Genomic DNA, 23305 nt, shown 5'->3' on the forward strand with positions numbered 1-23305 from the left:
GATAAGCCATGAATTTATCGCAATCGTCTCAAATGTTCGATCCACTGTCAGATGTGCTCACCGTGCTCGATGCACGGGCGACGCGGAGGACTCGCTTCGAGGGGTCAGGTGATTGGGCGTTGGCATTCCCAGCGCTTGAGCGCCTGAAATTCGTTGCAGTGCTGCGTGGAACAGGCTGGCTTCTGCTGCCCGATACCGCTCCCCAGCGCCTGGAGACGGGCGACTGCTGCCTGATCGGCCGCACGGCCTATGTTATCGCGAGCGATCCCGGGCTGGTGCCAATCGACGGTTTGCCATTGTACGTGGAAGGGAATGATGTTGTTCGCTTGCGCGGTGACGACACGGTGACGCTCGGCGGCGGCATATCCTTTGCGCCCGGCAACGCTGCCTTCCTTCTCGATATGCTGCCATCGTTCATGCACATCTCTGGCATGTCGACGGGAGCCGCAACGATAACAGCGCTTCTGGGTTTGTTGGACGCGGAGGCGGAACAGAGTGCTATGGGACGGGAGATTGTGACGGCCAGGTTAGCGGAGGTTCTTATGATCCATGCTATCCGGACGTTCGCGTCGGCTTCCGACACGACCAGCGGCTGGCTTGGCGCGCTGGCGGATCCACGCATCGGACGCGCTATCCAATGCTTTCATAGCGATATCGCACGGCCGTGGACCGTTGCCGATCTGGCCACAGAGGCGGGAATGTCACGGGCGGCCTTCTCTTCCGCTTTCGCCTGCCGGGTAGGACAGGCACCCTTTGCCTATATGCGCAACTGGCGGATGACGCGCGCCCGTGCCGCTCTGGCTGAACGTCATTCCAGCATTGCAGACGTCGCGGCAAGTGTCGGCTACACATCGCAAAGTGCCTTTGGTCACGCTTTTCGGCAGACATTTGATAAGGCACCACGACAACACACGTCTTGAGCTGAGGGGCCTTTGTTGATGAACCACAAATTAGATTCGCTCACCGCACGGTAGATAGACATGGGCGCAGCGTAATCAGGGGACCTTGAACGCGCCTTGGTAACCGTCATCCTGCAGCCGGCTCAGCCGGGCGCACGTACATGATCCGATGCGCGACACAGTCGGTGCCGTCAGCTCTACCCAGTGGTCTCAGGTCACGCGACTGGTGTTGTCGCCTTTTGGCGGCACTGTCCGCTTAAAGTGACGAGAACCCAAACATGAGAACATAAGAACGGCCCTCGCTCGGCTGCAGCATCGTGCCGTTGGCGGGCCGCAGATCCGTTCTCGGCTCCACTCCTAGCGCAAAAACACCTGACTGATATGCCCGCCATATGGCCAGCTTAGGAAGCGCCGCTTGACCATAGGTCATGGCAATTTCGATCCCGCACTTCGGATTGCGAAGCAGAATAGGGACCTGATGTGGTGTGACGCGATTGTCCACTACATCGACTTTCTCGCCATATTCGTCACCTGGCCTGGGTGCAGATGAGTTGATTTCGGAAGAGAATTCATCTGGCAAACCGCCGATCGTGAGCGTGTCGTCGAGGAAGGGATAGCCGAAATTCGTGTGGTACATGATCGCGTGGTCAGTCGGCCTGAACCCACGGTTTGTAACCGTGTCCTGGATCGTCAGCTCCGAACCAAAGATCGGCAAGGTGACTTTGCGCCGCAGTTCCAGCGTTTCCCCGAAAACACTTGCTTGCCTGACTATCCCCTCACAAGAAATTTCGAGGGTCTCGATATCTACGCCATAGCTGACGAGGCGCGCCTTCTCGGTTGCAATCCGGCCATGGAGAGGCATTTTCCACGTCTTCAGGTGGGGATGGTTATAGTGGCTGACATCGAGTTCGGAGGGCTTGCTGTAATGGTCCAGCCCGCATGTAACCAGGAAACCGTCGAAGTTGCGGAGAAAGCCCCACCCGTCCTCAGATCCCGGGTCATGCGTCGGAAATGCCATCTGCGCCGGTGAGTGCCAGCCGATATTCGTCCCTTTGAAAGACAGGCTGGAAATGTCGAACCCGCGATCGACAGCGACTTCAAACGCAACGCCTGCTGCGTTTCGGGCGACCAAGATACGCTGACCGCGCCCCAGGCCATCTTCCAACGTGACAAGGCGTATGTCCGCGAGCGAACGCAGGTCAGCGCTGCGCTTCAATAGCTCGATGTCCATTTCATGCTCCTTGTAAAATTGTCGGCGTGGAATGTGATCATCACGATGTTTCAGGCACTCGGCGCAAACGACCCTTGTCTGAATCGAATAGTTCGAGTTTGGTGATGAGACCGCTCAGTTCTGGCTCCTCCACAGCCGAAGCAGCGATGCTTGGCCTGAACCATGCCAGTCTGCGCTGATGGCGCTCCGGGAAGTCGTCTTCCATCTGCGCCACATCGAGCAAGTGAACCTGGACAACGGCGGGCACGAGTTCACCGTCATCGAGCTTCTTCATATAGGTGTAGTGGCCCCATGCCTTTTTCCGCACGCGCCCGCGCACGCCTGCCTCTTCCCATGCTTCCTGACGCGCAATCTCGTGGGGCTTCTTCTTCCGCATTGGCCAGCCCTTCGGAATGACCCAGCGCCCGCTATCCCTGCTCGTGATCAGAAGAACTTCGATCGATCCGTCGCCGTTATTGTGACGATAGCAAATCGCCGCATACTGCGTCCGGACGTTGCCATGAAAAAGCGTGTCGGTGACGCGTGCGAGCTGAGACAGCGATGTTCGCCTTGAAAGCTCACCGGCCATGGCGTGATCAACCCTTTAAAGCTGTGGCTTCGGGGTGCCGCGACCGTGCGCGGCACCGGATCCCAGTCATTTGCCAACAATCACGCGGCCGCTGCCACGTTTTGCAGGAGCGGCTGAAGCCGGCTGACGAATTCATCGCTGCCACATGCAAACCGCAGCTTCTGCGACAGGTCGGTGTGGTCCCAGTCGATGGTGTGCGAGACGCCAAGGTTGGCCAGGATCGGCAGAGCCGCCATGACATCCCATGTCGAGTCGCCAAGAGAGAGGTAACCGTCTGTTTCACCCAGTGCGACCGAGATAAACGATAGCGTCGCCGATCCGCAGAACCGGAAGCTTATGCGCAGCTCATCCGAAATGAACCGCATCAGTTCGAGGCGATCTTTGGTTGCCACTGTCGGGTGGATACCAAAGCTCATGGCCGCCTGCGACATGTCGAGCGGACGCAGCGGTAACAACGCCTTTCCGTTGAGCTGTGTGGGAACCGATTTGCCACCGACAAGCATCTGGTCGCGAACAGGTGCGTAGATCACCCCGAAGGTCGGGCGGCGGTTCTCAAAGAGACCGATCGAGATCGCCCAGTTGTCGCCGCCTCGAACGAAATTGAAGGTTCCGTCAATCGGGTCGATGACCCAGATCCGACCAGACGTCCCAGCGAGCTCGCCGCGCTCCTCTCCGTAGATACCGTCGTCCGGAAAGGCCTGTTTGAGACGCGCGATCAACAAATCTTCGACCTGCCTGTCGGCTTCCGTCACAAGATCGAGATGCCCCTTCTTTTCGACGGGCAGACTTGCCAGCGATCGAAAATGATCAAGTGCAAGCTCACCGGCCTCCCGAGCGATTCCTTCGATGATTGTCTCGACCGAGGCTGGCGTATTCAAATCATGCATTGGCCATGTCCTTGAGCCGGACGACCTGGGAGACATCGTTGCTGATCAGCTGGTCGAGCTGACCATCGCGGATCCATTCAACCACATCGGCCTCGATATCGACGCCATAGGTCTTGAGGTTCTTCAGTTTGCTGGGAGGTGGCACGTGCAGGAAGGTTGCGATGCCGCCCTCGTGCAGCTGGCGTGCCTCGCCGCTTGGGAAATGGTGGATCTCCAGGTTGATCGCGTCGACGTTCGCCTCCAGGGCAATCGCGGCCGGATCGATCAAACGGGAATGAGAAAGACCGACCGTTGGAACGTCCGGGATCGCCTTCTTCAACGCGCGCAGCTGCACGAAGTCGAATGACGAAAACTGCAGCAGATCCGCGCAGACCAGTTCGTCAATCATCGCTCTCAGCTTGGGAAAGAAGACGTCGTCATGGCCATACGTCTTGAGCTCGAGCTGATAGATGATGCCATACTCACGAGCAAATTTGAGTGCGTCCCTAAGGCGCGGCACCCGTTCCTCCGCGAACTCCTCACCAAACCAGAGACCGGCACTCAAGGTCTCGATTTCGGCATAGGTCATGTTACGGACAAGGCCATGGCCGTCGGTCGTGCGATCCACGGCCTCATCGTGGATCAGGACGAGCTCGCCGTCGCTGGTGATGCGCAGATCGGTTTCGCATGTCACGCCGGGTCCGGCATATTCGCGGGCCTTGCGGAATGCGGCGTACGTGTTTTCCGGCGCCCCTTCGCTGTGGCCGCGGTGGCCGGCGACACGCATCGTCTTCGGTGTCATTCTCAGGGGGTTCATTTGCTTTTCCTTTCGTTTAACGGAGGCGCGCGTCGAGACGGTCGCGCAGGTAGTCGCCGAGCAGGCTGATGGACAGGGTTGTAAGCACGATCACGACGCCGGGGAACGCAGCCAGCCACCATGCGATGGCCAGATAGTTGCGACCGTCTGCCACCATCAGGCCCAGGCTCGTCGCCGGTGGTTGAATGCCAAGGCCGAGGAAGCTCAGACCGCTTTCGAGCAGGATGATTTCCGGGAAGTTCACTGTGAACTGCACGATGAGAGGCCCGGCGATATTCGGGAGCATGTGCCTCAGGTAGATACGCATAGGCGGAACGCCGACGATCCGGGCGGCCTCCGCGTAGCCCTCTTCCTTGGCGCTCAAAACCAGGCCGCGTGTCAGTCGGGCATAGCGCTCCCAGTTTGCAAACCCGACCAGGAAAACGAACAGGAGCGGGCTGGATCCGAAGATAGCCAATACGCCGAGTGCGACGATGATAAAGGGAATAGACGCCATGGCGTCGGAAAACCCCATGATGGCGTTATCCACCCAGCCACCGAAGTGGGCGGCGAGCAGACCAAGGCTGGTCCCGACCAAAGCACAGATGATCGATCCGATGATGGCGATCATCAGGGTCGTCTGGGTTGCCACCAGAAGATTGCTGACCACGTCCCGGCCAAGGTAATCGGTCCCGAGAAAATGGGCGGCGGACAGGAACGGTTTGGCAAAGCGGGCCAGAGGGTCTTGATGGAGGTAGTCAAAGGGCGCCACCCATCGCGCCGAAACACCGATAGCGATAACGATTGCGATCCATGTGCAGCATGCGCCGATGCTGATTGGCATGCGGTGGAAAGGGGCCCAAATGGCGCTCGTGTACGAACGCGATGATGTCGCTGTCGTCATGTCACTGCTTCCTGATCTTGGGGTTGAGAACCGCGTAGAGGACGTCGACGGTCAGATTGATGGTCACCATGAAGGCGGTAAACAGGAGGATCATCGCCTGGACCACCGAGAGGTCGCCGCTGCTGGTGGCGGCGACAAAACCGCTACCAAGGCCTGGCCACGCAAAGACCGGTTCGATGAGCACAGCACCGCCCAGCAGCCCACCGGCGGTAAAACCAAGCGTGGTCACCATTGGGATCGCGGCGTTCGGCAGTGCGTGCCGGACAATGATCTCCCAGTTCGGGATCCCGTCGGCACGCGCGGCAGCGATGTAGGGCTGGCCCAACACGTCAATCAGCGTCGAACGCATGAACCGGGCAATGCCAGCCGCATTGAAGAGGGCGAACGTTGCCACCGGAAGGATCATATGTTTCCAGGAAGAACTGCCGGAACTTGGAAGCACACGCAGCCAGACGGCGAACAGAAAGACGAATATCAAGCCAAGCAGAAAGTTTGGGATACTGTAGCCGAGCACCGCTCCTGCCATAACACCCTTGTCGACAGGGGACTCACGGCGCACAGCAGCGATGATACCGGCCGGGATGCCAATCATTATGCTGATAAAGAAGGCGGATACCGTCAGAAGCAGTGTCTTTGGAATTCGCTCTCTGACAATCTCGAAGACTTCGCGGCCATCCGCGAAGGACGTGCCAAAGTCGCCCCGCAGCGCATTCCCGACATAGATCACATATTGCTCGAAGATTGTTCGATCCAATCCCCACTTCGCATGAAAAGCCTCCAGCGCTTCGGGACTCGCTGTATCTGGGAGCATCTGCTGTGCAGGGTCGCCGCTCAGACGAAGCACGACAAAGACGACTGTCACGGTGGAGATAAGGACGATGAGTGCGCGGATGATGCGAGCTGTTATGAAAGAACCCATTACGCAATCTCCTTCTGCAGCGCAGTCTGAGGCGATAACGCAATCGATTGCGGGAACTCCTCAGCCCGGTGACATGCGACTAGCTGGCCGCCAACTGGCCGAAGGTCCGGTATCTCGGTTGCGCATCTCTCGATTGCGAATGGACAGCGCGAACGGAATGCACATCCTTGCGCCACCTTCGAAGCATCTAGCTCACCCTTGATCGGCGGTTCTATATTACGAACCGTCGGGTCCATTGTCGGAACGGAAGCCAGAAGCGCGCGCGTATAGGGATGGCGTGGCCATTGGTAGACCGACTTTATATCTCCAGTCTCGACAACGCGGCCGAGATACATGACCGCGATACGATCAACAAGATGACGAACGATACGGAGATCATGGGTGATGAAGACATAGCCGAGATCTAGTTCCTGCCAGAGCTCGCGTAGCAATGCTACGACCTGCGCCTGCACCGAAACGTCCAGCGCAGAGACAGCCTCGTCGAAGACGACGAGCTTCGGATCAAGGATCAGAGCACGAGCGATAACCACGCGCTGTCTCTGGCCGCCCGACATCTGGTGGGGATAGCGGCTCATCATCGCACTCGACAGGCCAACACGCTCAAGCATGGCTGCGGCTCGTTCATAGGCGCCGGCGCGATTGGTGACATGATGCACCAGGAGGCCCTCGGCAACCTGCTGACCGACCGTCATCTGCGGGTTCAATGCGGACAAAGGGTTTTGCTGCACGAGCGAGGTTCTGATGCGAAACTGCTTCCAGTCCTGCGGGCTTCGCTCCTTGTGGTTCACGCCTTCAAACCAGATGTCGCCACTGGTGGGCGGCGTCAATCCGAGGAGAAGTCGACCGAGCGTGGACTTGCCGCTACCGGACTCGCCGACAACCCCCAACCGCTCGCGTGGTGCCAGCTCCAGTTCAATCGCGTTGCATGCGAATTGGCTGGTAGGCTTGGCGAAGAAACCAGTTTTGTGCTTGAACGCCTTGGACAGATTGCGCGTGTGGAGGAGGTTCGTCGTCATGCGGCCACCGGATGGTAGCAAGCGGCTTCATGGGCGAGGCCGATCTTTGCAGGGGCCGGGAAGCGAGCGGTGCATTCACCGCTCGCGCGCGAACAGCGCGGATGGAAATAACAGCCTTCAGGCAGGCTATCGAGAAGCGGGACGGAACCGGGGATCGGAACCGGCGGCTCGAGATCGGCAGCGTCGATGCTCGGCATGCAGTCGATAAGCGCGCGCGCATAGGGGTGGGCAGGCCTGTCCAGCAATTCGGCGACGGGCGCTGTCTCTACAATTTTGCCGCAGTACATCACGGCTGCCCGGTCGGCCAATCGCGCGATGACACCCAGATCATGCGAAACGATGATCAGGGCCATACCGGTTTCAGCTTTCAACTCTTCGAGCAGATGGAGGATCTGCGCCTGCATCGTTACGTCCAGCGCTGTCGTTGGTTCGTCTGCAATCAAAAGCTGGGGTTTGGCCGCAAGGGCATGAGCAATCATCACGCGCTGGTTCATGCCGCCGGAGAACTGATGCGGGTACGAGCGCAGCCTGCTCTTGGCGCGGTCGATGCCTACCCGCTCAAGAAGGCGCATGGCCTCCATTCGGGCGTCACTGCCCCTTAGGCCCTGATGGCGGTAGAGCGCCGATTCAAGGTAATAACCGATCGTATGGACGGGGTTCAGGCTGCTTGTCGGGTCCTGGAAAATCATCGCGATGGTCGGTTTGCCGGCCTTGCCCACGACCGCCGGATCCACTCCGAATTCGATAGAGCCAGCCGTCTGGGCGATCCCGCGCGGAAGCATGTTACCAACGGCAAAACAGGTGATGCTCTTGCCACAGCCGGATTCTCCGACAAGCCCAAGCGTCTGCCCGGCCTCCAGCGAAAAGCTCACGTCATCGATGATTTTGATCTTTTGTGCCGGAACCTCGACCACGAGATTACGAACATTCAACAAGGTAGACATTCTTCCCTCCCAGGGGGCGGTGCGCACGGATGCGCACCGCCAATTTTGTCGGTTCGTGGTTATTTGAAGTTCAGGTTTTTGCGGAATTCCATGGTCTCGAACGAGACCGGGCTCCACTGGACGTCCTTGCGCGCGGCATAGACGTCATACGGCTGATACAGGAGCACGGCAGGAGCCTCGTCCTCGAAGATATCGCGCAGGCGATTGAAAGCGGCCGAGCGCTCCTCGCCATCCTTCAACTGGGCCACCTTGTCGCAAAGTTCGTTGAACTCGGCAGGTGCTTTCCAGCCCCAGCGCTTCTGGATGCCGCGGCCGGGGCCGAACTCGGATACCAGTGTGGTGAGACCGTCTGTCAGCCACTGGCCATTCGACCAATTGCGGATGAAGATGTCGGGATCCTTCGGCGTGGTTCCCGGAGCGTAGATTTTTGGCTCGACATTGATGCCGACCGCTTTCCACATCTCGATCATCATCATCAGCGCCGGTACGGCGTTCGCGTAGTAGTTACCCATCGTGTGATAGGTGATCGGCGTGCCGTCGTAGCCGCTTTCCTTGACCAGGCGCTTGGCTTCTTCGATGTTGTATTCCATAGCCTTGCGGTTCGGATCGAAGCTTGCCCCATAGTGAGGGAAGTTGAACCCGTTCGGAATGGACGCGGTTTTCTTCCAGAGTGCTTCGACCATCAGGGGACGATTAACCGCGAGGCCAAGGGCCCGGCGCAACGCCTTGTTCTGGAAGATCGGCTGGTTCATGTTGAAGGTGAACATATGGACGTTCTCGATCAGCGTGCCCCGCGTTTCGAGGTCCGAGTATCCGTCAACCAGCGCCATGTCGTCCGGCGTCAAAGTGGTGATGATATCGTATTCGCCGCTGATGAGACCGGCGACGCGTGTCGCCGGTTCAGCGACGACCTGATACGTGATTTTGGAGGCCGTGGGTTTTTCACCCCAATAGGCGTCATTGGCTTCCAGCGTGACGTGATCGTTGGCGACCAGCTCCTGGAACTTGTACGGACCGGTACCAATGGGCTTGTTACCAAAGGCGACGGCGCCGAGGCTCTTGTAATATTCCTTCGGAACGATGGGGCCGAGCCAGGAACCGAGATACTTTTCGATGAGATAGGACGGCGTCTTGGTCCGCAGCACAACCGTGTACTTGTCCTCGACAACCGGTTCATCCCAGTTCGGCGAAAAATTACGGCCGTTCGGGACAGTCTTGATCGCCTCATCGCCCCAAAGACGCTCGGAAGAGAAGGTAAAGGCTACGTCCTCGGCCGTCATTTCAGCGCCGTTGTGGAATTTAACGCCCTGGCGCAGCTTGAAGCGTACCGACTTGTCATCGATGCGTTCAAAGCTTTCGGCGAGTGCCGGCACCAGCTTGATGCCATTTCCCTTTGCGCCGTCAGCGAAATAGTCGCGACGGATAAGGGTGTCGAAGATCTGGTTGATAATGCGGGGACCAGTGTTGCTGATACCGTTGATCGGCTCAAGCGAACTCGGCAGGCCGTTGACGCCGATCCGCAACGCGCGGCGATCTGCTGCAAAGGCGAATTTCAGGCTGGTGGTCGATGCGAGCGCGGCAACGCTTGCGCCAATAAGGAAATTTCTGCGATCAGTTTTTACCATCGGTCCTCTCCCGGACTTAACAAGTTTCTATTGACGGATTGGCGGGGACATCGAGCCCTAGTTCGCGATCACGAACTTCCTCCGCAATTTTTCTGGCACCGTGTCGATGATGGTCCTGGTGCCGACGTCGGTGATAATCACACCGACGTCCTCGATTTTTGCTGTGACCGACAAGCTGGATTTCGTGAACTTCGAGTGGTCGGCGACCACGATCACACGGCTCGAGACTTCGATCATGGCTTTCTGAACGCTGGCGTTCATCGGTGTCGATGTGCAGATCTGGCCGCGATCGAGATCGATCGAGCTGGCATTGAGGATCAGCTTGTCGGCGTTGAACTGGCGAATGAAGCTTTCCGCATGCGGTCCGCGATAGGAGCGGTTCGTATCGGTGAACTCACCACCGACGGAATAAATGGTGTTGCCTTCGCCCCGGGAGAGCTCGGCTACAATATCAAGACCGTTGGAGATCAGCGTCAGACCCTTGCGAGCCGACAGGATCTTGGCGACCTCAAGTGCGGTCGTCCCGGCATCGAGAAAGACTGCGTCACCGTCGGCGATCATCCCTGCGGCGACGGCAGCAATGGCTGCCTTCTCTGCTTGACGCGAAATCGCGCGCGCAGCATGCGTTGGGTCCTGGCCGACCTGATTGACGCTAACGGCACCACCATGCGTCCGGCGAAGTACGCCGGCCTGCTCGAGGTCGCCAAGATCGCGCCGGGCTGTTGCGAGCGAGATTTGGAAACGTTCAGTCAGCGTATTGATCGCGACAAACTGCTCCTCGCGCAGCAGGTCTGCGATTTTGGCTTGGCGGTCCTGGGCGGCTGTTAACACGGTGTCTCTCTTCGAATAGTGATCTAATTCGATCATTCGTATGATCGTTATCTATCTTTGTCAAATGACAGATTGATGACAAAAGATGCTGCTTTGCAGCATTATCGAAGATAAATCACTGTCTGAGTAGGATGGCCAAGAGCGGAAAAACTGAGAACTCTTGAATGAGTGAGCGATATCGATCATAATGACCGCTGCTCCTAGAGCTCCAAAGTCGCAGACGGCAATCGATCCCGTCTTGCTCAGCCGACACGCCGGACAACTCGAACTCGAACGGAGCTCAAAATTGAATTCCACTGTGGTCATGATAAATTTGCTCGGAGCGGTGGCGTTGCTTCTCTTCGGCCTTGCGCTGGTCAAGGATGGAGCAATCCGTGCGCTGGGCGCGAAGCTGCGTACGGGACTGGCAAGCGGCACCAAGGGAAGCCTTCGGTCATTCGTGTCGGGTTTTGTCGCGACAGTCGCGTTGCAAAGTTCGACTGCAACCGCGCTGATGGTTTCCTCCTTCGTCGAGCGCGAGCTGATCAAACCAAGGATGGCCCAGGTGGTGCTTCTTGGCGCCAACGTAGGAACAGCCGTAACGGCCTGGATCGTGGCGACAGGAATCGAATGGATTTCGCCAGTTCTGCTGTTCGTCGGCATCATCTTTTACAGAAGTAATTCCACGTCACGACAGGGCGCTGGCACCGCTTTAATCGGAATTGCCCTCATGTTGCTTTCGCTGCATCTCTTGAGCAGTGCGACCGAGCCCCTCCGTCATTCGCCTGCGCTTGCTGCCTTCATCGGCCTGCTCGACAACGCTTGGCCGATAGCAATGTGTTTTTCGGCTGTGATCGCCATACTGTCATCGTCAAGCCTCGCGGCGGTAATCCTGATTTTGTCACTATCGTCGACCGGAATGCTTTCCGGCGGTCTTGTCGTCGCACTGGTACTTGGTGCCAATCTCGGAGGCGCCGTCCCACCGGTGATTGCGTCTTTGTCAGGTTCCGGTGCGGCACGACGTGTGACACTTGGGAATCAGATCGTACGTGCCGCTGGTTGTCTGATCGCCCTCCCGGGTGCACAATTGGCGGCTGATCTACTTGCGATGCTTCCCCTCGCCGCGACAAAGCTGCCAGTCGATGTGCACCTCGCCTTCAACCTCTCCCTCGCGCTGATTGCCTGGCCGTTTTCAAGGCTATTGGCACGTTGGATGACGATCTTGATACCCGAGCAGATGCAAACTGGAGACGCGCCAAAATATCTTGATCCCGTAGAACTCTCGACGCCAGTCGTGGCACTTGCCAGCGCCGCAAGGGAGGTACTCGGTGTCGGTGACCTGATCGAGAAAATGCTGCTGAAAGCATCTGACGCCTTCGATCACAACAACGAAACCGGGCTTCGCGAGATCCCTGCCCTGGAAGCTCAGGTCGATCGCTTGCAGCAGGAGATCAAGGTCTATCTGTCGAAGCTCGGACGGACAGGCCTTTCAGAGGACGAAGGGCGCAAATCGATCGTCATCATCGATTATGCCATTAATCTCGAGCACATTGGTGACATCATCGAGAAAGGTCTTTTGCCGGCAGTGCGAAAGAAGGTTTCCCAAGGACTGAAGTTTTCCGACGATGGTTTCGCCGAGCTACAGCAGTTGTTCAAGCTGACGATCGACAACTTGCGAATTTCGCAAACGATCCTGATCACGCGTGACTTCAACCTCGCCCAGCAATTGATGGAGAGGAAGGTTGAAGTTCGAAACATGGAAAAACAATCTTCCGAGCGACACCTGGAGCGGCTGAGGAACGGTCGCGCAGATAGCCTTCAGACGAGCTCACTTCATCTCGACATTCTTCGGGATCTCAAGCGCATCAACGCCCACATTGTGTCGGTCGCCCACCCGATCATGGATGAGTAGGGGCTTCTCGGTGAAAGCCGCCTCATCGTCAGGGTTTCGGCAGATTAAGCTCTCCAGGGCTGGATGTCCTGATCGGGCACGAACGCGCAAGATCGAGCCATCCTTTGACGACTGTTCCAGCCGATGGTCAGCCTTTGAAGGCTCCCGGGAAAACAATGTCTTGATCGACAAGGACATTGAACTTGTAGCCCGGGCGAATTTCGAGGGTTGGCTGAACATCCATATTCCGTTGGATGGTACGATCAGCAACCCGCCCAAACGTCTCTGCGAAATTCCGCCGCGTCGCATCCGAGGCCGTGTCCTGGGTCGCGAGCGTCGAACTCTCCGGAACGGCCATGTCGATACCTGTTCCGATCAGGGCAATCAGCACGGCCGAGCCGAAGGTCTTCAAATAATGATTGTTCACCTTGTCGCTGAAACCACCATATCCTTGCGCATCTGTCCCCGACATGCCGCCGATCTGCAGTGTCGAGCCGTTCGGGAAAATGATGTCGGTCCACACGACGAGAACGCGTTTCTGTCCGAAGGACACCTTGCTGTCATAGCGGCCGAACAGCTTCGTTCCTTGCGGAATGAGCAGACGATGCCCTGTCGCGCTGTCATAGACGTTCTGGCTCACCTGGGCGGTGATCCGCCCCGGCAGATCTGAATTGACGCCAGTGATCAGTGTTGCCGGAATGACCGAACCGCGCTTTAGCTCGAAGGGTGATTGTTGGGGCACGACACGGTTCGGCAAGTAGCCAAGCTCTTTCAGGTCGGCATTGAAGAAATCCTCCTTGGCGCCTTGGGCATTGGGATCAACGTTTTGACCACCGAGCCCGGCGCGCAACGCGGCCGCATAGAGATCGGGACCACTTGCCGTGTTCGCTGAAGTCGTTGCGGCTCTTGCCGCCGTGTCTGCGGTCGCATCATGCGTTTCAGCACGCCCGTCCAATTTGCCGCGATCGATGGCAAGCGGCGCATCATAGGCAGCGTTGTTCGCCTGCAGGCGGGCCATCCGGTGGCGCTGCTGCTCACGGAGAAGCTGTTCCTGTTGTTCTCGCTGAAGACGAGCCCGCCAGACCGCTTCCGCTTCGAGGTCCTGACCGCGCTGCTGCACCTCGCGTTGCCCCGGCTGCGGCGTGAAGGGATTGTTCGTCTTTTCTTCTACCTGCTTGGTCTCGACCGGCGTCGGTTGGAAGGTGGTCTGCTCCTGCGGATCGCCGATAATACCGTCGGTAACGCCCCGTTTGATCTGGTCGGCGAACGTCGAAGCCGGATTGCCCGAACTTGTCTCCGGGCCGGTGTCCCTGCCGAAGTAGAGCCCGCGGGAGGCAAGGCCGTAAAAGATCACGCCAAGAAACGCGACAGCCAGGACGATAATGACGACGATCGGCAGGCGGTTGATCCGCCGGATAGTGGATGGCGCCTGGCTGTTTGGCGCGCCGCCGAGATTGAGAGATTGCACCATATGATCCTCCCTCACCCGCGCCGCATGAGCGACAAGGCGCTTGCTGGCGTCGCGCCGTTTGCCGTGACGGAATAAGCGCGGCCGAGCTCGACGCTATTTGTCGATAGACGGACCAGGACCTGACCATCGACGTCTAAGATCACATAGGCGAGCGGGATGACCGTCGCGCCGCTATCTGTCTTCTGATCGGTGACGACGGCATAACCCCATCCCTTCAGCGCCGCTTCCATCGCCTGTCCGAAGGGCGAGGTATCAGTCTTGAGCGCAATGGTCGCTGTTCCCGGCCCGATCTGTTCGGCAAGGCGGCTCACCATATCGCCGGCGATGGCGCTGGCGGCGGGACCGGATATTTCCGGTGGCGCGCTGCTGGCCACGACACTGTCAGTCCCTATCGACTGGCATCCGGAAAGAAGGGCGGCTAGGGCGCAGGCTGCGGCAAAATTGCGGAGGCGTTGCAAGGCGCGCGAATGGGAGAGAGGGATGTTCATTGCCGCCCTCCCCGCTTGATGGTGATCTTTTCCTGTTTCCAACCGACCCCCGACACGAGCACCGCGCGATCGACATGGTAATCGACGACCATCATGTCGCCCTTCATCCGATAGTTGACGATCCGGTTCTGCCCGCCTGAGGTGACGAAAAGAACAGGCGCATCCTGGCCGGAAATCGAGCGCGGAAACTGGATGTAGGTCTTGAGCCCATCAGAATAGACCCGCGTCGGTCGCCAACCGGCGCTGCCCGAAACAGAATAGGAGAAGTTCAGCTGCTCGGCGGGGACGCCTGCGCCTGGGATGGTGGTCGCCTCGATCCGGGCGTTGATGTCGGCCAGCTTCGCCGAAACATCCTCCGGATATTCGAACCCGACACGGGCCATATACTGGGTCGGATGGGATTTGAGCTGGATGTGATAGGTACGCCTGGACGTCGTCACCACCATCGAGGTTACGAGACCAGGCTCCGATGGTTTGACGATCAGATGGATGGCCTGACCGCCGGCAGCACCCGAAGTCGCGGGCTCTACCTTCCACCGCACCGTGTCGCCGACGAGCACGTCGCGGACCACCTCGCCGCCTTGCAGTTCGATATCGCAGACCTGTAGCGGTGAGCAGACGACGGAGGGCTGCACCTCGCCGTAGAGGAAGATCACCTTGCCGTCGGCTCCTTTGGTCACCAAGCCGCGAGACCCTCGCCACTGGGTGGAGATGCCCATGCCCTTCGCTTCGTTGGCCGTGACGCCATCGGCAGCATATGCATGCAGGGGAGCGACCACTGAAGACGCCAACATTGCCGAGGCGAGAGCGCCCGTCAGGGTGGCCCGTGTTCTTGTTCGCGGGATGATCATGTTCGGGGCCATGCCTTTCAAAGCTGTGCTGTCCAGTCGAAGTCGCGGAGATAGAGACCGATGGGGTTCAGGCGGATGACGCCCTCGTCCTGTGGTGGGGTAAGTGTCACCGTGGCGATGCCGCGGAAACGACGAACGGCAGTTTCCTTGCCGCGCCGGTCGCGCTCGAATTCGGTCCAGTCCAACTGGTAGCTCTGGTTCGAGAGCGCGACGATATTGTTGACCTCGATCGCGACAGTCGAGTTCTTCGCTTTCTCGAACGGTGAGTTCGAGCGAAACCAGGCATTGACCTTCTCGGTCGCCGGGTCGGATGTCCTCAGCAGCCCATAGGTTCTATCGATGTATTGCTTCTGCACGACCGCATCCGGCGTCACACTGCGAAAATTCGAGACGAAGCTGCCGAGAGTGGCGCGTACCACACGCGGATCGGCATATTCGATCTGTTGAGGAAAGCCGGCATTGACGGCCGTGCCGAGCTTGTCGACCTCGACGATATAGGGAACGAGTTTGACCTGGGTGCTCTGGTACAGCGCGTAGCCAAAGCCGATTACAGCCATGGTCATGCCGGCGATGCCGACGATGCGCCATGCGGCGGCGGATCTGACATAGGAGCCATAACGCTCGTTCCATTCGTTGCGGGCGGCGATATAGGGATTGGCAAGATCGGGATTATCGAGCGGATTGTGTCCGGCCATGGCGGGTCGGCCTCCAGTTATTTGGTCTCGTTAAGTGGCGGTGGTGGAGGCGATGCGGTCCGACCCGACTGCTGGTCGAGTTTGGCATTGGCAAGCCCGAGTAGGGATCCGGCATAGGCGCCGGGTGACCCGACCGCCTTTTCCTTCGCGGCCGAACCGACGGCACCTGCAGCACCGCCGATGCCAGCTTCCATGCCGCGCATCGCGGCACTGCTAAGGGATGCTCCCCCTGCCCGTGCCGCTCCTGCTGCCTGAAATCCTCTGCTGGCTGCTGCCGTCGCCAAAAATCCGGCACCCGCCGCAAAAGATGCGGCCTGTCCGCCGTGGCGGATCGACTCCATGCCGCCGGAAACGGAAGCGCCCTGAACGACACCCTGCAGGATTGGCGGCACATACATGGCGATGACGAAGACCACGACTGAGATGCCTGCGATCGCAAGCGTGGTGATGAACTGCTCTGATGTTGCTGTCGGTGCCTCGGCCAGGCCTAGCAGGATGTCCGAGCCGATCTTGGCAATCATCACCAGCGCCATAAGCTTCATGCCGACGGAAAAGGCGTAGACCAGATATTTGATGGCAAAATCCTTGGTATAGGAGGTGCCGCCCAATCCCAGCATGATCATTCCCGCCAGAAGGCCGACATACATCTCCACCATGACCGAGACGAAGATAGCGGCAACGAGCGAGAAGCAGACGACGACCACGACCATGGCAAAGACGGCGGCGATCGCCAGGGCATTATCCTCGAAGAGGCCAAACTTCGCCTGTTCCGACATCTTGGTCGCGACACGAATGCCGGCGTCAAAAATATTGGCGGGCGAGGCCGAGCCACCGCCGGCGCCAATCTGGTAGAGGCTGTCAACGACCGCCTTGGCGAAGGCCGGCCCCCGGTCGAGGATGAAGGCGAACAATCCGATAAACATGATGCGCTTCACCAGCTCGGCAAACCAGCTGTCGAGCGAGGCAGCATTGATCGCCAACCATACAGCGGCGATGCCGACCTCGATTCCAGCAAGGATCCAGAACAACGACCGCGCCGCATCCATCACCGTCGTCTCCCAGCCTTTGGCTGCGGCAACGACGGAGTTCTCCAGGGTCGTCAGAACTTGACCCTGCTGCGCCAGAGCCGGCGTGCTCGCGATTAGGATGAGGCCGATCGAAACGAAGGCGAGCTCCACGCGCCGGGAGGGATGAACGATCACCATCTCGGCTTCATCTCCTGGCCACCGCGAATGTCGCGGTTGGCATCACCACCAAAGAACTTTTCCCGGTGAGCCCGGCGGTCTGCGTCTGATGCAGCGTGCGGTGACGCTTCGCCCGCTCCGGGCAGGTGTGCCGCAGGCGGCTGGACGATCCACCTAACGACGCCGATTCCGGACGCGATGATCCCCACGACAGCAAGGATGATGACAAGACGCGGGCTCACCAGCGCGGCTCCATCGTCTGTCCGCCGCGGATGTCATGCTCGCTTCCGCTGAAGAATTGTTCGCGGCGCGCCTGGGCCAAATCCTTTTGCGCCTGTTCAGACTGGAACCAGGTGCCCATCATCGTCATCTGCTGGGAGACGAGGCCCCGCAGCTTTTGCATTTGTGCGACTTGCTGGGCGGCGATCTGGTGCCCGACCTGCAGCGCCTTCATCTGCCCGTCGGCCGATTCCGACATCGATCGCAGCGACGACATCGTGCTTTCCTCGCTCGAAAACTGGTCGGCCGTCAGGTTTGCGGCCTTCAGTGAACCGGCGATCGTATCGCGGTTGGTGTCGGACCAGTTCTGGTATGTCGATGAGAAACTTGCTGCATCAGGCAGGTTGCTCTTCATCTCGGCAAAGCTCTGGAAGCGCTGTTTGAGCACGTCGTCGATATTGCCCATAGAGAAGGCGACGCCCTGCCCTTGCGCGACAACGTTCTGCAGGTTCTTCAGGTCATTTTCGACCTGACCCCAGATATGGCTCGGCAATTGAGCCGTGTTCTGCAGCATGTTGTTGTAGATGTTGATCTGGTTCTGGATCTGCTCGGCAAGCTGCGAGATCTGGGTAATCTGATTGTTGACCTGCTCGGCCGACTTGCCGACCAGCGAAATCAGTTCGGTATTGTTGGCGATCTGGGTCCATTCGGTCGCCTGGCCCGTCACGCCGCCGGCCTCAGCTGAGGCCGGAAGTACGGCGGGGAGAATAATGGCAGCCATGGCCATGGCGTGCGCGATGTTATTCGGCAGAAAAAAGTGTCTCGGCATGGGCGATCCCTCTTTGCTGGAGCCAGTGGAGAGGCCATGCGGCCCCGTGTTCGGAATGAAGGGTTCGAATGCGCTTGAGGTCTTCCTTGCCCGTCGCCCCGACAAACGAGAGCGCGACCGGACCGAGCGCCATGTTGAAGAGCCTCCGGCCCTCCGGTGAGACGACGTAATATTCGCGCTTTGGAATGGCGGTTGCGACGATCTCGATCTGCCGTTCGTTGAAGCCAATGCGCTCATAGAACTCGCGCGTGCCCGGTTCCCGTGCCGCGCCGTTCGGCAGGCAGATTTTCGTCGGGCAGCTTTCCTTCAGTACATCGATGATGCCGGAGCGCTCCGCATCCGAGATCGACTGGGTGGCGAGCACAACGGCGCAGTTGGCCTTTCGCAGCACCTTCAGCCATTCGCGGATTTTGTCGCGGAAGACCGGATGACCGAGCATCAACCAGGCCTCGTCGAGGATGATCAGGCTGGGCGCACCGGTGAGGCGTTTCTCGATGCGACGAAACAGGTAGGTGAGAACGGGGACGAGATTGCGCTCGCCCATGTTCATCAGTTCCTCGATCTCGAAGCACTGGAACGCGCCAAGCGCCAGGCCGTCGTGCTCGGCATCGAGCAACTGGCCCATCGGGCCATCGACGGAGTAGTGATGCAGTGCGTCCTTGATCTCGCGCATCTGCACGCCGGAAACGAAGTCCGACAGCGAGCGGCCACGGGATTCCGCCATCAGTGCGATCTGCCTGGAGATGGCGTTGCGATAGTCCGGGGTGATGGTCACACCTTGCAGTGCCACCAGCATCTCTATCCACTCGGAGGCCCAGGCGCGGTCACCATCGGTCGACAGTTCTGCGAGCGGGCAGAAGGCAAGCGCCTTCACCTCGCCACCAACCAAAGGGCCGATATCGCCGCCGATCTGGTAGTGATCGCCGTCGAGGCCCAGCGTCAGGGGCAGCATCGATCCACCCTTGTCGAAGGCGAACACCTGGGCATCCGCATAACGCCGGAACTGCGCGGCAATCAGCGCCAGCAGCGTCGACTTGCCGGAGCCGGTCGGGCCGAAGATCAGTGTGTGCCCGACATCGTCGACATGCAGGTTCAGCCGGAACGGCGTCGAACCGGACGCCACCTGCATCAAGGGCGGCGAGGCCGGCGGGTAGAAGGGGCAAGGCGCGGTCGGACTGCCCGACCAGACGGAGTTCAGCGGAATAAGATCGGCGAGATTGCGGGTGTTGATCAGCGGCTCGCGGATGTTGGCATAGGAGACGCCGGGTAGGCTGCCCAGAAAGGCATCCGTGGCGTTCAACGTTTCGATGCGCGCGCCAAAACCGTCGGCCTGGATCAGGCGGCGGATAGCCTCGCACTTTTCCTGGAGGCGGGTGGGGTCTTCTTCAAATATCACGATGACCGGTGTGTAATAGCCATAGGCGACGAGCTGCGAGGAGGCTTCGGCAATGGCATCTTCAGTCTCAGCCACCATCAGCATCGCGTCCTGATCGACCGAGCGGCTCTGGGTTTGGAAAAGCTGGTCGAAGAATGGACGTACTTTCTGCTGCCACTTCTTGCGGGTGCGTTCGAGCTTTGCCCGTGCTTCCTCGGCGTCGAGGAAGACGAAGCGGGACGACCAGCGATAGGTGAGCGGCATCCGGTCGAGCGTGTTAAGAATGCCCGGCCAGCTCTCGCCTGGCAGGCCGTCGATCGCCACCACGCCGAGAAAGCGGTTCTCGACCATTGGGGTCAACCCATGCTGAAACTCGGCCGTCACCAGCCAGTCAAGATACATGGGAATATCAGGCAGGCGCACAGGGTGGTTCTCTGCGGTGACGCAGAAGCGAATGAACTGGAAAAGTTCGTCGTATCGGGCGACACGGAACCCACCGCGCTCCGAAGTCTCTCGCGTCATCATCCGACGGATCGACACGACATTGGCAAGATATTGCTCGACTTCACGGATCGAGGTGAGGAAGCTTTGCAACATCGTATCGGCATAGGTCGCGGAGCGGCTCGCCGCATCCGAATAGACATACCGCGTCAGGCCGGAGCGCCTTGGTTCCGGCGGCCGCCAAGTCAAAATCAGAGCGTGCCGGCTCTCGAAATGACCCCTTTCCGTCTGAAAGTGCACTCGTCGCTCGTCGTCGATGGCGCGCGTGACCGGATCGGGAAAGTGGGATTCGGCCTTGGTCGGATAATCGCCCGTTGGCACCCTGATAGCCTCGACCTGGATCATCCATCCCGAACCCAGACGCGACAGGATGGCGTTGATCTGTCGCGACACCTCGTTGCGCTCGGCGTCGGTCGAGCTCTCGCTATCCGGCCCCGCGAAATACCAGCCGGCCATCAGGGAGCCGTCTTTCAGCAGGATGACCCCATTATCGACGAGGCCGGCATAAGGTACCAGATCGGCGAATGACGGTCCGGAATGGCGGAATGATTTGAGCGCTACCATCTCTCAGAACTTGCGCCACGGCGACGACGTCGCGCGATACGACGTCTTGTAGGAGATGTGGCGGAGATAGACCCGCCGCATCAGTGGATCGGATTTGGCCATCATGCGCAGCGCCGCGACTGCGACCAGCCAGATCGCGATGCCGAATAGTGCCGCATACCAGGTCAGGACAACGAAAATGAGGATGATGGCGGCCAGCGCCGTCAGAAGCACGAGTTCGCGGTCGGCACCCATAAGGAGATTTGGACGCGATAATGCTCTGTGCACACGCGAGCGCGCCAGGGAAGATCCGGCCTCAGCCATGAGCCCCCTCCCCCGCTATGGTCGGCCTCATCCTCGGTTCGGGGGTGTATTGCTCGGCCTGTGCGTGGGTCTCGCCGATCGAGGCACCGGTGGCGCCGAAGAGAGCAACGATCTGGGTAGCACCGAGGAGTACCCCGCCCACCAGCGCGACATAGCAAAGCCGTCTCGCGAAATCATTCAGCTCGCCGCCGAAGATCAGCATAGCGCCGGCAATGGCGACGGCGGCCAGCGCGATGAACCCGGCGACTGGCCCCGTGATCGATTGCTGGATCTGTTGCAGCGGCGATTCCCATGGAAGACCGCCGCCTCCCGAGGATGCGAGTGCGGAATCGGTAAAGCCGATAGAAATGGCGACAAGCGTCGCGCCGGTGAGAAGAATAGAGATTTTACGCGACATGGCTGTCCTCATCGATCTGGGCATAATGTTCGGTCTGGTAGCGGCCGTTGCGGTATCCTTCGATGTGGATCACCTCACGGACCCGCCTCCCCTTTCCCGTTCGCTCAATAGAGACGACGAGATCGACGGCCTCGCCGATGACCTCCTGCATCGGCTGCTGGCTGGCTTCCGCCGTCAGTTGCTCGAGCCGGCGCAAAGCTGACATCGCCGTGTTGGAATGGATCGTGGTGACGCCGCCGGGGTGGCCGGTATTCCAGGCCTTGAGCAGCGTCAGTGCCGCGCCGTCGCGGACCTCGCCGACGATGATGCGATCAGGACGCAGGCGCATCGTGCTTTTCAGCAGACGAGCCATGTCGATGGTATCGCTGGTGTGTAGGGACACGGCGTTCTCGGCCGCGCACTGGATTTCGGCGGTGTCTTCGAGGATGACCATTCGATCATCCGGGGCTCCCGCCACGATCTCGGCGATGATGGCATTGGCGAGCGTCGTTTTGCCCGATCCCGTGCCACCCGAGATGACGATGTTCATCCGAGCGTCGATCGCGCTTCGAATGGCCGATGCCTGGGCTTCGGTCATCACCTTCGAATTCATATACTCTGTCAGTGGAATGAGACGCGAGGCACGACGGCGAATGGTGAATGCCGGTCCGGAGACCACCGGCGGCAACAGCCCCTCGAAGCGGTGTCGACCAATCGGAAGTTCGCCAGAGATGATCGGCCGCTCGTCGTCGGCCTCCGACTGCAGGGCATGCGCAACACAGCCGATGACAACTTCGGCTGCGGCGGTGCTCATTATGCCAGCCGGTGCCACGCCGTGCCCCAGCCGTTCGATGAACAGCCTGCCGTTCGGATTGAGCATGATCTCGACAACGGTGGCGTCATCGAGGGCGATGCACAGTTGGTCGCCGAGTGCGTCCTGCAGTTTGCGGACGAGGCGGGGATGAGAGCGGAGCTGGGTCACGCAGCGCTCCTGAGCAATGACCCATCGATCTGCGGGGTCGAATGATAACCCTGCGGGCAAACCTGCTCAAAGCTGCTAAGGTCGGCCGGCAGGCTTCCAGCGATAGCGATGGTGTTACCAATCGTGGCCGGTTCACCGAGACGCTGCATCGGCCATCCCGCTCGCTTCAGGATGCGCTCGAAGCGGAGATCGGTGGCCGTGACGATCTCGCTGTAGCCGCTCGCCATCGACCATTCGATGATACCGGCGAACAAGGTGAGCGTCGCAAGATGCAGTTGGCTTGCCCCCCTCTGCGAGGCAGGTGAGGTATCGACGCAGAAGCGTGAACTCTCGACCATCCCAGAATGCGGGCGAAGTGAACTTGCATCGAGAAGCTGGGGGAAGGTCTGCTCCAGCATTGTGGGACCGGAAGCTGGAAGGAGACGAACGCAACCTGCGACCTTTCCGCCGTCGGCAATTGCCAGAAGATAAGTCGGCTTGCAATCATCGTACTGGTCGCGCTCTTCTCCCGCGGTGATGGAGACGTCCCAGGCGAGACGTCCGCCGAATACCGTGGCGCGAAGACGGTGCATCTGTCTCAGGTCGTTGCGATGGCGCTCGTATTGGTCGGGTGCAACGGTCAATATCCGCATGATGATCTCCGCTTGAACAAGGTCATGCGGACAGAAATCATCTCCTTGAGCGTGTGCCTATGTGCAGATCTGCACCTCAGGTGATTCTAGCGAGTCGCTGCTCCGGCTCTTAGAATGTGAGCGTGTGGTGAGCTAGGCGATGGAGTTTCATGTGCAAATCTGCATTTTGCGATGACTAGGCGAAAGGGAGTAAATCTGACTAACTCACGGTAAATGATTGCAGATTCGCCTTGGGCGATGGAAGCGGGAAATATCCGTTAACTCCCTGTTAACCTTAAATCCCTTGCCCAGAGTTGGGAATCGGGCAATTGTCACGATAATTGGATCAGTTCCTTAAAATTATCGTGACTAGAGGCGAATAGCTGA

At 59.2% G+C, this 23305-nt stretch carries 24 protein-coding genes; 2 read left to right on the forward strand and 22 right to left on the reverse strand.

Annotation, left to right across the window (positions count from 1 at the left end; all coding sequences use genetic code 11):
* Positions 1 to 8: 8 nt before the first annotated feature.
* Complete coding sequence (locus tag RLCC275e_RS34005; RefSeq protein WP_033184421.1) at positions 9 to 920, forward strand: AraC family transcriptional regulator; 912 nt, start codon at positions 9 to 11, stop codon at positions 918 to 920.
* Between the two features lie 235 nt (positions 921 to 1155).
* On the opposite strand, the gene RLCC275e_RS34010 is transcribed toward RLCC275e_RS34005, so the two are convergent.
* The 10 genes from RLCC275e_RS34010 to RLCC275e_RS34055 all read right to left on the reverse strand — a co-directional run bounded on the left by RLCC275e_RS34010 (position 1156) and on the right by RLCC275e_RS34055 (position 10635).
* Positions 1156 to 2130: a DUF4432 family protein gene (locus RLCC275e_RS34010; RefSeq protein WP_033184420.1), complete on the reverse strand. Its 975-nt coding sequence runs from the start codon at positions 2128 to 2130 to the stop codon at positions 1156 to 1158.
* Between the two features lie 40 nt (positions 2131 to 2170).
* Positions 2171 to 2698 carry an NUDIX hydrolase gene (locus RLCC275e_RS34015; RefSeq protein ID WP_033184419.1) on the reverse strand — a complete coding sequence of 176 codons (528 nt, stop codon included), beginning with the start codon at positions 2696 to 2698 and terminating at the stop codon, positions 2171 to 2173.
* Between the two features lie 80 nt (positions 2699 to 2778).
* Positions 2779 to 3585 carry an inositol monophosphatase family protein gene (locus tag RLCC275e_RS34020; protein ID WP_033184418.1) on the reverse strand — a complete coding sequence of 269 codons (807 nt, stop codon included), beginning with the start codon at positions 3583 to 3585 and terminating at the stop codon, positions 2779 to 2781.
* On the reverse strand, positions 3578 to 4381 hold the full coding sequence (locus tag RLCC275e_RS34025; protein ID WP_033184417.1) for a glycerophosphodiester phosphodiesterase: 804 nt from the start codon (positions 4379 to 4381) through the stop codon (positions 3578 to 3580). The genes RLCC275e_RS34020 and RLCC275e_RS34025 overlap by 8 nt, the downstream gene beginning before the upstream one ends.
* A gap of 16 nt (positions 4382 to 4397) precedes the next feature.
* On the reverse strand, positions 4398 to 5264 hold the full coding sequence (locus RLCC275e_RS34030; protein WP_033184416.1) for an ABC transporter permease: 867 nt from the start codon (positions 5262 to 5264) through the stop codon (positions 4398 to 4400).
* A 1-nt stretch (position 5265) separates the two neighbouring features.
* The gene (locus tag RLCC275e_RS34035; RefSeq protein ID WP_033184415.1) at positions 5266 to 6183 is read right to left on the reverse strand and encodes an ABC transporter permease; all 918 of its coding nucleotides are present in this window, start codon (positions 6181 to 6183) and stop codon (positions 5266 to 5268) included.
* Complete coding sequence (locus tag RLCC275e_RS34040) at positions 6183 to 7199, reverse strand: oligopeptide/dipeptide ABC transporter ATP-binding protein (protein ID WP_033184414.1); 1017 nt, start codon at positions 7197 to 7199, stop codon at positions 6183 to 6185. The genes RLCC275e_RS34035 and RLCC275e_RS34040 overlap by 1 nt, the downstream gene beginning before the upstream one ends.
* Positions 7196 to 8143 carry an ABC transporter ATP-binding protein gene (locus tag RLCC275e_RS34045; RefSeq protein ID WP_033184413.1) on the reverse strand — a complete coding sequence of 316 codons (948 nt, stop codon included), beginning with the start codon at positions 8141 to 8143 and terminating at the stop codon, positions 7196 to 7198. Before RLCC275e_RS34045 ends, RLCC275e_RS34040 begins: the two co-directional genes overlap by 4 nt.
* A gap of 59 nt (positions 8144 to 8202) precedes the next feature.
* Entirely contained in the window at positions 8203 to 9768 is a 1566-nt protein-coding gene (locus tag RLCC275e_RS34050) for an ABC transporter substrate-binding protein (RefSeq protein ID WP_033184412.1), read from the reverse strand.
* A gap of 57 nt (positions 9769 to 9825) precedes the next feature.
* Positions 9826 to 10635 carry a DeoR/GlpR family DNA-binding transcription regulator gene (locus tag RLCC275e_RS34055; RefSeq protein ID WP_050516873.1) on the reverse strand — a complete coding sequence of 270 codons (810 nt, stop codon included), beginning with the start codon at positions 10633 to 10635 and terminating at the stop codon, positions 9826 to 9828.
* Between the two features lie 250 nt (positions 10636 to 10885).
* On the opposite strand from RLCC275e_RS34055, the gene RLCC275e_RS34060 reads away from it, so the two are divergent.
* Positions 10886 to 12490: a Na/Pi cotransporter family protein gene (locus RLCC275e_RS34060; RefSeq protein WP_050516872.1), complete on the forward strand. Its 1605-nt coding sequence runs from the start codon at positions 10886 to 10888 to the stop codon at positions 12488 to 12490.
* A gap of 127 nt (positions 12491 to 12617) precedes the next feature.
* Here RLCC275e_RS34060 and trbI read toward each other — a convergent pair whose 3' ends face one another.
* Genes trbI through traI form a run of 12 tightly spaced genes read right to left on the reverse strand, consistent with a single transcriptional unit; the run spans position 12618 to position 22939 of the window.
* Positions 12618 to 13940, reverse strand: coding sequence for an IncP-type conjugal transfer protein TrbI (gene trbI, locus RLCC275e_RS34065; RefSeq protein WP_033184411.1), 1323 nt, complete (start codon positions 13938 to 13940; stop codon positions 12618 to 12620).
* Between the two features lie 11 nt (positions 13941 to 13951).
* Positions 13952 to 14428 carry a conjugal transfer protein TrbH gene (gene trbH, locus RLCC275e_RS34070; protein ID WP_033184410.1) on the reverse strand — a complete coding sequence of 159 codons (477 nt, stop codon included), beginning with the start codon at positions 14426 to 14428 and terminating at the stop codon, positions 13952 to 13954.
* Positions 14425 to 15279, reverse strand: a complete 855-nt coding sequence (gene trbG, locus RLCC275e_RS34075) for a P-type conjugative transfer protein TrbG (RefSeq protein WP_033184443.1) — start codon at positions 15277 to 15279, stop codon at positions 14425 to 14427. The genes trbH and trbG overlap by 4 nt, the downstream gene beginning before the upstream one ends.
* 17 nt (positions 15280 to 15296) lie before the next feature.
* Entirely contained in the window at positions 15297 to 15974 is a 678-nt protein-coding gene (locus RLCC275e_RS34080) for a conjugal transfer protein TrbF (protein ID WP_033184409.1), read from the reverse strand.
* Between the two features lie 17 nt (positions 15975 to 15991).
* Positions 15992 to 17179: a P-type conjugative transfer protein TrbL gene (trbL, locus tag RLCC275e_RS34085; protein WP_171891382.1), complete on the reverse strand. Its 1188-nt coding sequence runs from the start codon at positions 17177 to 17179 to the stop codon at positions 15992 to 15994.
* Positions 17173 to 17400, reverse strand: coding sequence for an entry exclusion protein TrbK (trbK, locus tag RLCC275e_RS34090; protein ID WP_033184407.1), 228 nt, complete (start codon positions 17398 to 17400; stop codon positions 17173 to 17175). The genes trbL and trbK overlap by 7 nt, the downstream gene beginning before the upstream one ends.
* Positions 17397 to 18164, reverse strand: coding sequence for a P-type conjugative transfer protein TrbJ (gene trbJ / locus RLCC275e_RS34095; RefSeq protein WP_246723449.1), 768 nt, complete (start codon positions 18162 to 18164; stop codon positions 17397 to 17399). The genes trbK and trbJ overlap by 4 nt, the downstream gene beginning before the upstream one ends.
* Before the next feature lie 13 nt (positions 18165 to 18177).
* Positions 18178 to 20646: a conjugal transfer protein TrbE gene (locus RLCC275e_RS34100; protein ID WP_033184405.1), complete on the reverse strand. Its 2469-nt coding sequence runs from the start codon at positions 20644 to 20646 to the stop codon at positions 18178 to 18180.
* 3 nt (positions 20647 to 20649) lie between these two features.
* The gene (locus RLCC275e_RS34105; protein ID WP_033184404.1) at positions 20650 to 20949 is read right to left on the reverse strand and encodes a conjugal transfer protein TrbD; all 300 of its coding nucleotides are present in this window, start codon (positions 20947 to 20949) and stop codon (positions 20650 to 20652) included.
* A complete protein-coding gene (gene trbC / locus RLCC275e_RS34110; RefSeq protein ID WP_033184403.1) occupies positions 20942 to 21346 on the reverse strand; it encodes a conjugal transfer pilin TrbC in 405 nt (134 codons plus the stop codon). Before trbC ends, RLCC275e_RS34105 begins: the two co-directional genes overlap by 8 nt.
* On the reverse strand, positions 21336 to 22307 hold the full coding sequence (trbB, locus tag RLCC275e_RS34115; RefSeq protein WP_033184402.1) for a P-type conjugative transfer ATPase TrbB: 972 nt from the start codon (positions 22305 to 22307) through the stop codon (positions 21336 to 21338). Before trbB ends, trbC begins: the two co-directional genes overlap by 11 nt.
* A complete protein-coding gene (traI, locus tag RLCC275e_RS34120) occupies positions 22304 to 22939 on the reverse strand; it encodes an acyl-homoserine-lactone synthase (RefSeq protein ID WP_033184401.1) in 636 nt (211 codons plus the stop codon). The genes trbB and traI overlap by 4 nt, the downstream gene beginning before the upstream one ends.
* Between the last annotated feature and the right edge of the window lie 366 nt (positions 22940 to 23305).

It is taken from the genome of Rhizobium brockwellii (assembly GCF_000769405.2).
Taxonomy (GTDB): domain Bacteria; phylum Pseudomonadota; class Alphaproteobacteria; order Rhizobiales; family Rhizobiaceae; genus Rhizobium; species Rhizobium brockwellii.

Coding starts and splice junctions, on each gene's coding strand:
- RLCC275e_RS34005 (WP_033184421.1), top strand. CDS start 9: ATGAATTTATCGCAATCGTCTCAAATGTTCGATCCACTGTCAGATGTG.
- RLCC275e_RS34010 (WP_033184420.1), bottom strand. CDS start 2,130: ATGGACATCGAGCTATTGAAGCGCAGCGCTGACCTGCGTTCGCTCGCG.
- RLCC275e_RS34015 (WP_033184419.1), bottom strand. CDS start 2,698: ATGGCCGGTGAGCTTTCAAGGCGAACATCGCTGTCTCAGCTCGCACGC.
- RLCC275e_RS34020 (WP_033184418.1), bottom strand. CDS start 3,585: ATGCATGATTTGAATACGCCAGCCTCGGTCGAGACAATCATCGAAGGA.
- RLCC275e_RS34025 (WP_033184417.1), bottom strand. CDS start 4,381: ATGAACCCCCTGAGAATGACACCGAAGACGATGCGTGTCGCCGGCCAC.
- RLCC275e_RS34030 (WP_033184416.1), bottom strand. CDS start 5,264: ATGACGACAGCGACATCATCGCGTTCGTACACGAGCGCCATTTGGGCC.
- RLCC275e_RS34035 (WP_033184415.1), bottom strand. CDS start 6,183: ATGGGTTCTTTCATAACAGCTCGCATCATCCGCGCACTCATCGTCCTT.
- RLCC275e_RS34040 (WP_033184414.1), bottom strand. CDS start 7,199: ATGACGACGAACCTCCTCCACACGCGCAATCTGTCCAAGGCGTTCAAG.
- RLCC275e_RS34045 (WP_033184413.1), bottom strand. CDS start 8,143: ATGTCTACCTTGTTGAATGTTCGTAATCTCGTGGTCGAGGTTCCGGCA.
- RLCC275e_RS34050 (WP_033184412.1), bottom strand. CDS start 9,768: ATGGTAAAAACTGATCGCAGAAATTTCCTTATTGGCGCAAGCGTTGCC.
- RLCC275e_RS34055 (WP_050516873.1), bottom strand. CDS start 10,635: ATGATCGAATTAGATCACTATTCGAAGAGAGACACCGTGTTAACAGCC.
- trbI (WP_033184411.1), bottom strand. CDS start 13,940: ATGGTGCAATCTCTCAATCTCGGCGGCGCGCCAAACAGCCAGGCGCCA.
- trbH (WP_033184410.1), bottom strand. CDS start 14,428: ATGAACATCCCTCTCTCCCATTCGCGCGCCTTGCAACGCCTCCGCAAT.
- trbG (WP_033184443.1), bottom strand. CDS start 15,279: ATGATCATCCCGCGAACAAGAACACGGGCCACCCTGACGGGCGCTCTC.
- RLCC275e_RS34080 (WP_033184409.1), bottom strand. CDS start 15,974: ATGGCCGGACACAATCCGCTCGATAATCCCGATCTTGCCAATCCCTAT.
- trbL (WP_171891382.1), bottom strand. CDS start 17,179: ATGGTGATCGTTCATCCCTCCCGGCGCGTGGAGCTCGCCTTCGTTTCG.
- trbJ (WP_246723449.1), bottom strand. CDS start 18,164: ATGGCCATGGCTGCCATTATTCTCCCCGCCGTACTTCCGGCCTCAGCT.
- RLCC275e_RS34100 (WP_033184405.1), bottom strand. CDS start 20,646: ATGGTAGCGCTCAAATCATTCCGCCATTCCGGACCGTCATTCGCCGAT.
- RLCC275e_RS34105 (WP_033184404.1), bottom strand. CDS start 20,949: ATGGCTGAGGCCGGATCTTCCCTGGCGCGCTCGCGTGTGCACAGAGCA.
- trbC (WP_033184403.1), bottom strand. CDS start 21,346: ATGTCGCGTAAAATCTCTATTCTTCTCACCGGCGCGACGCTTGTCGCC.
- traI (WP_033184401.1), bottom strand. CDS start 22,939: ATGCGGATATTGACCGTTGCACCCGACCAATACGAGCGCCATCGCAAC.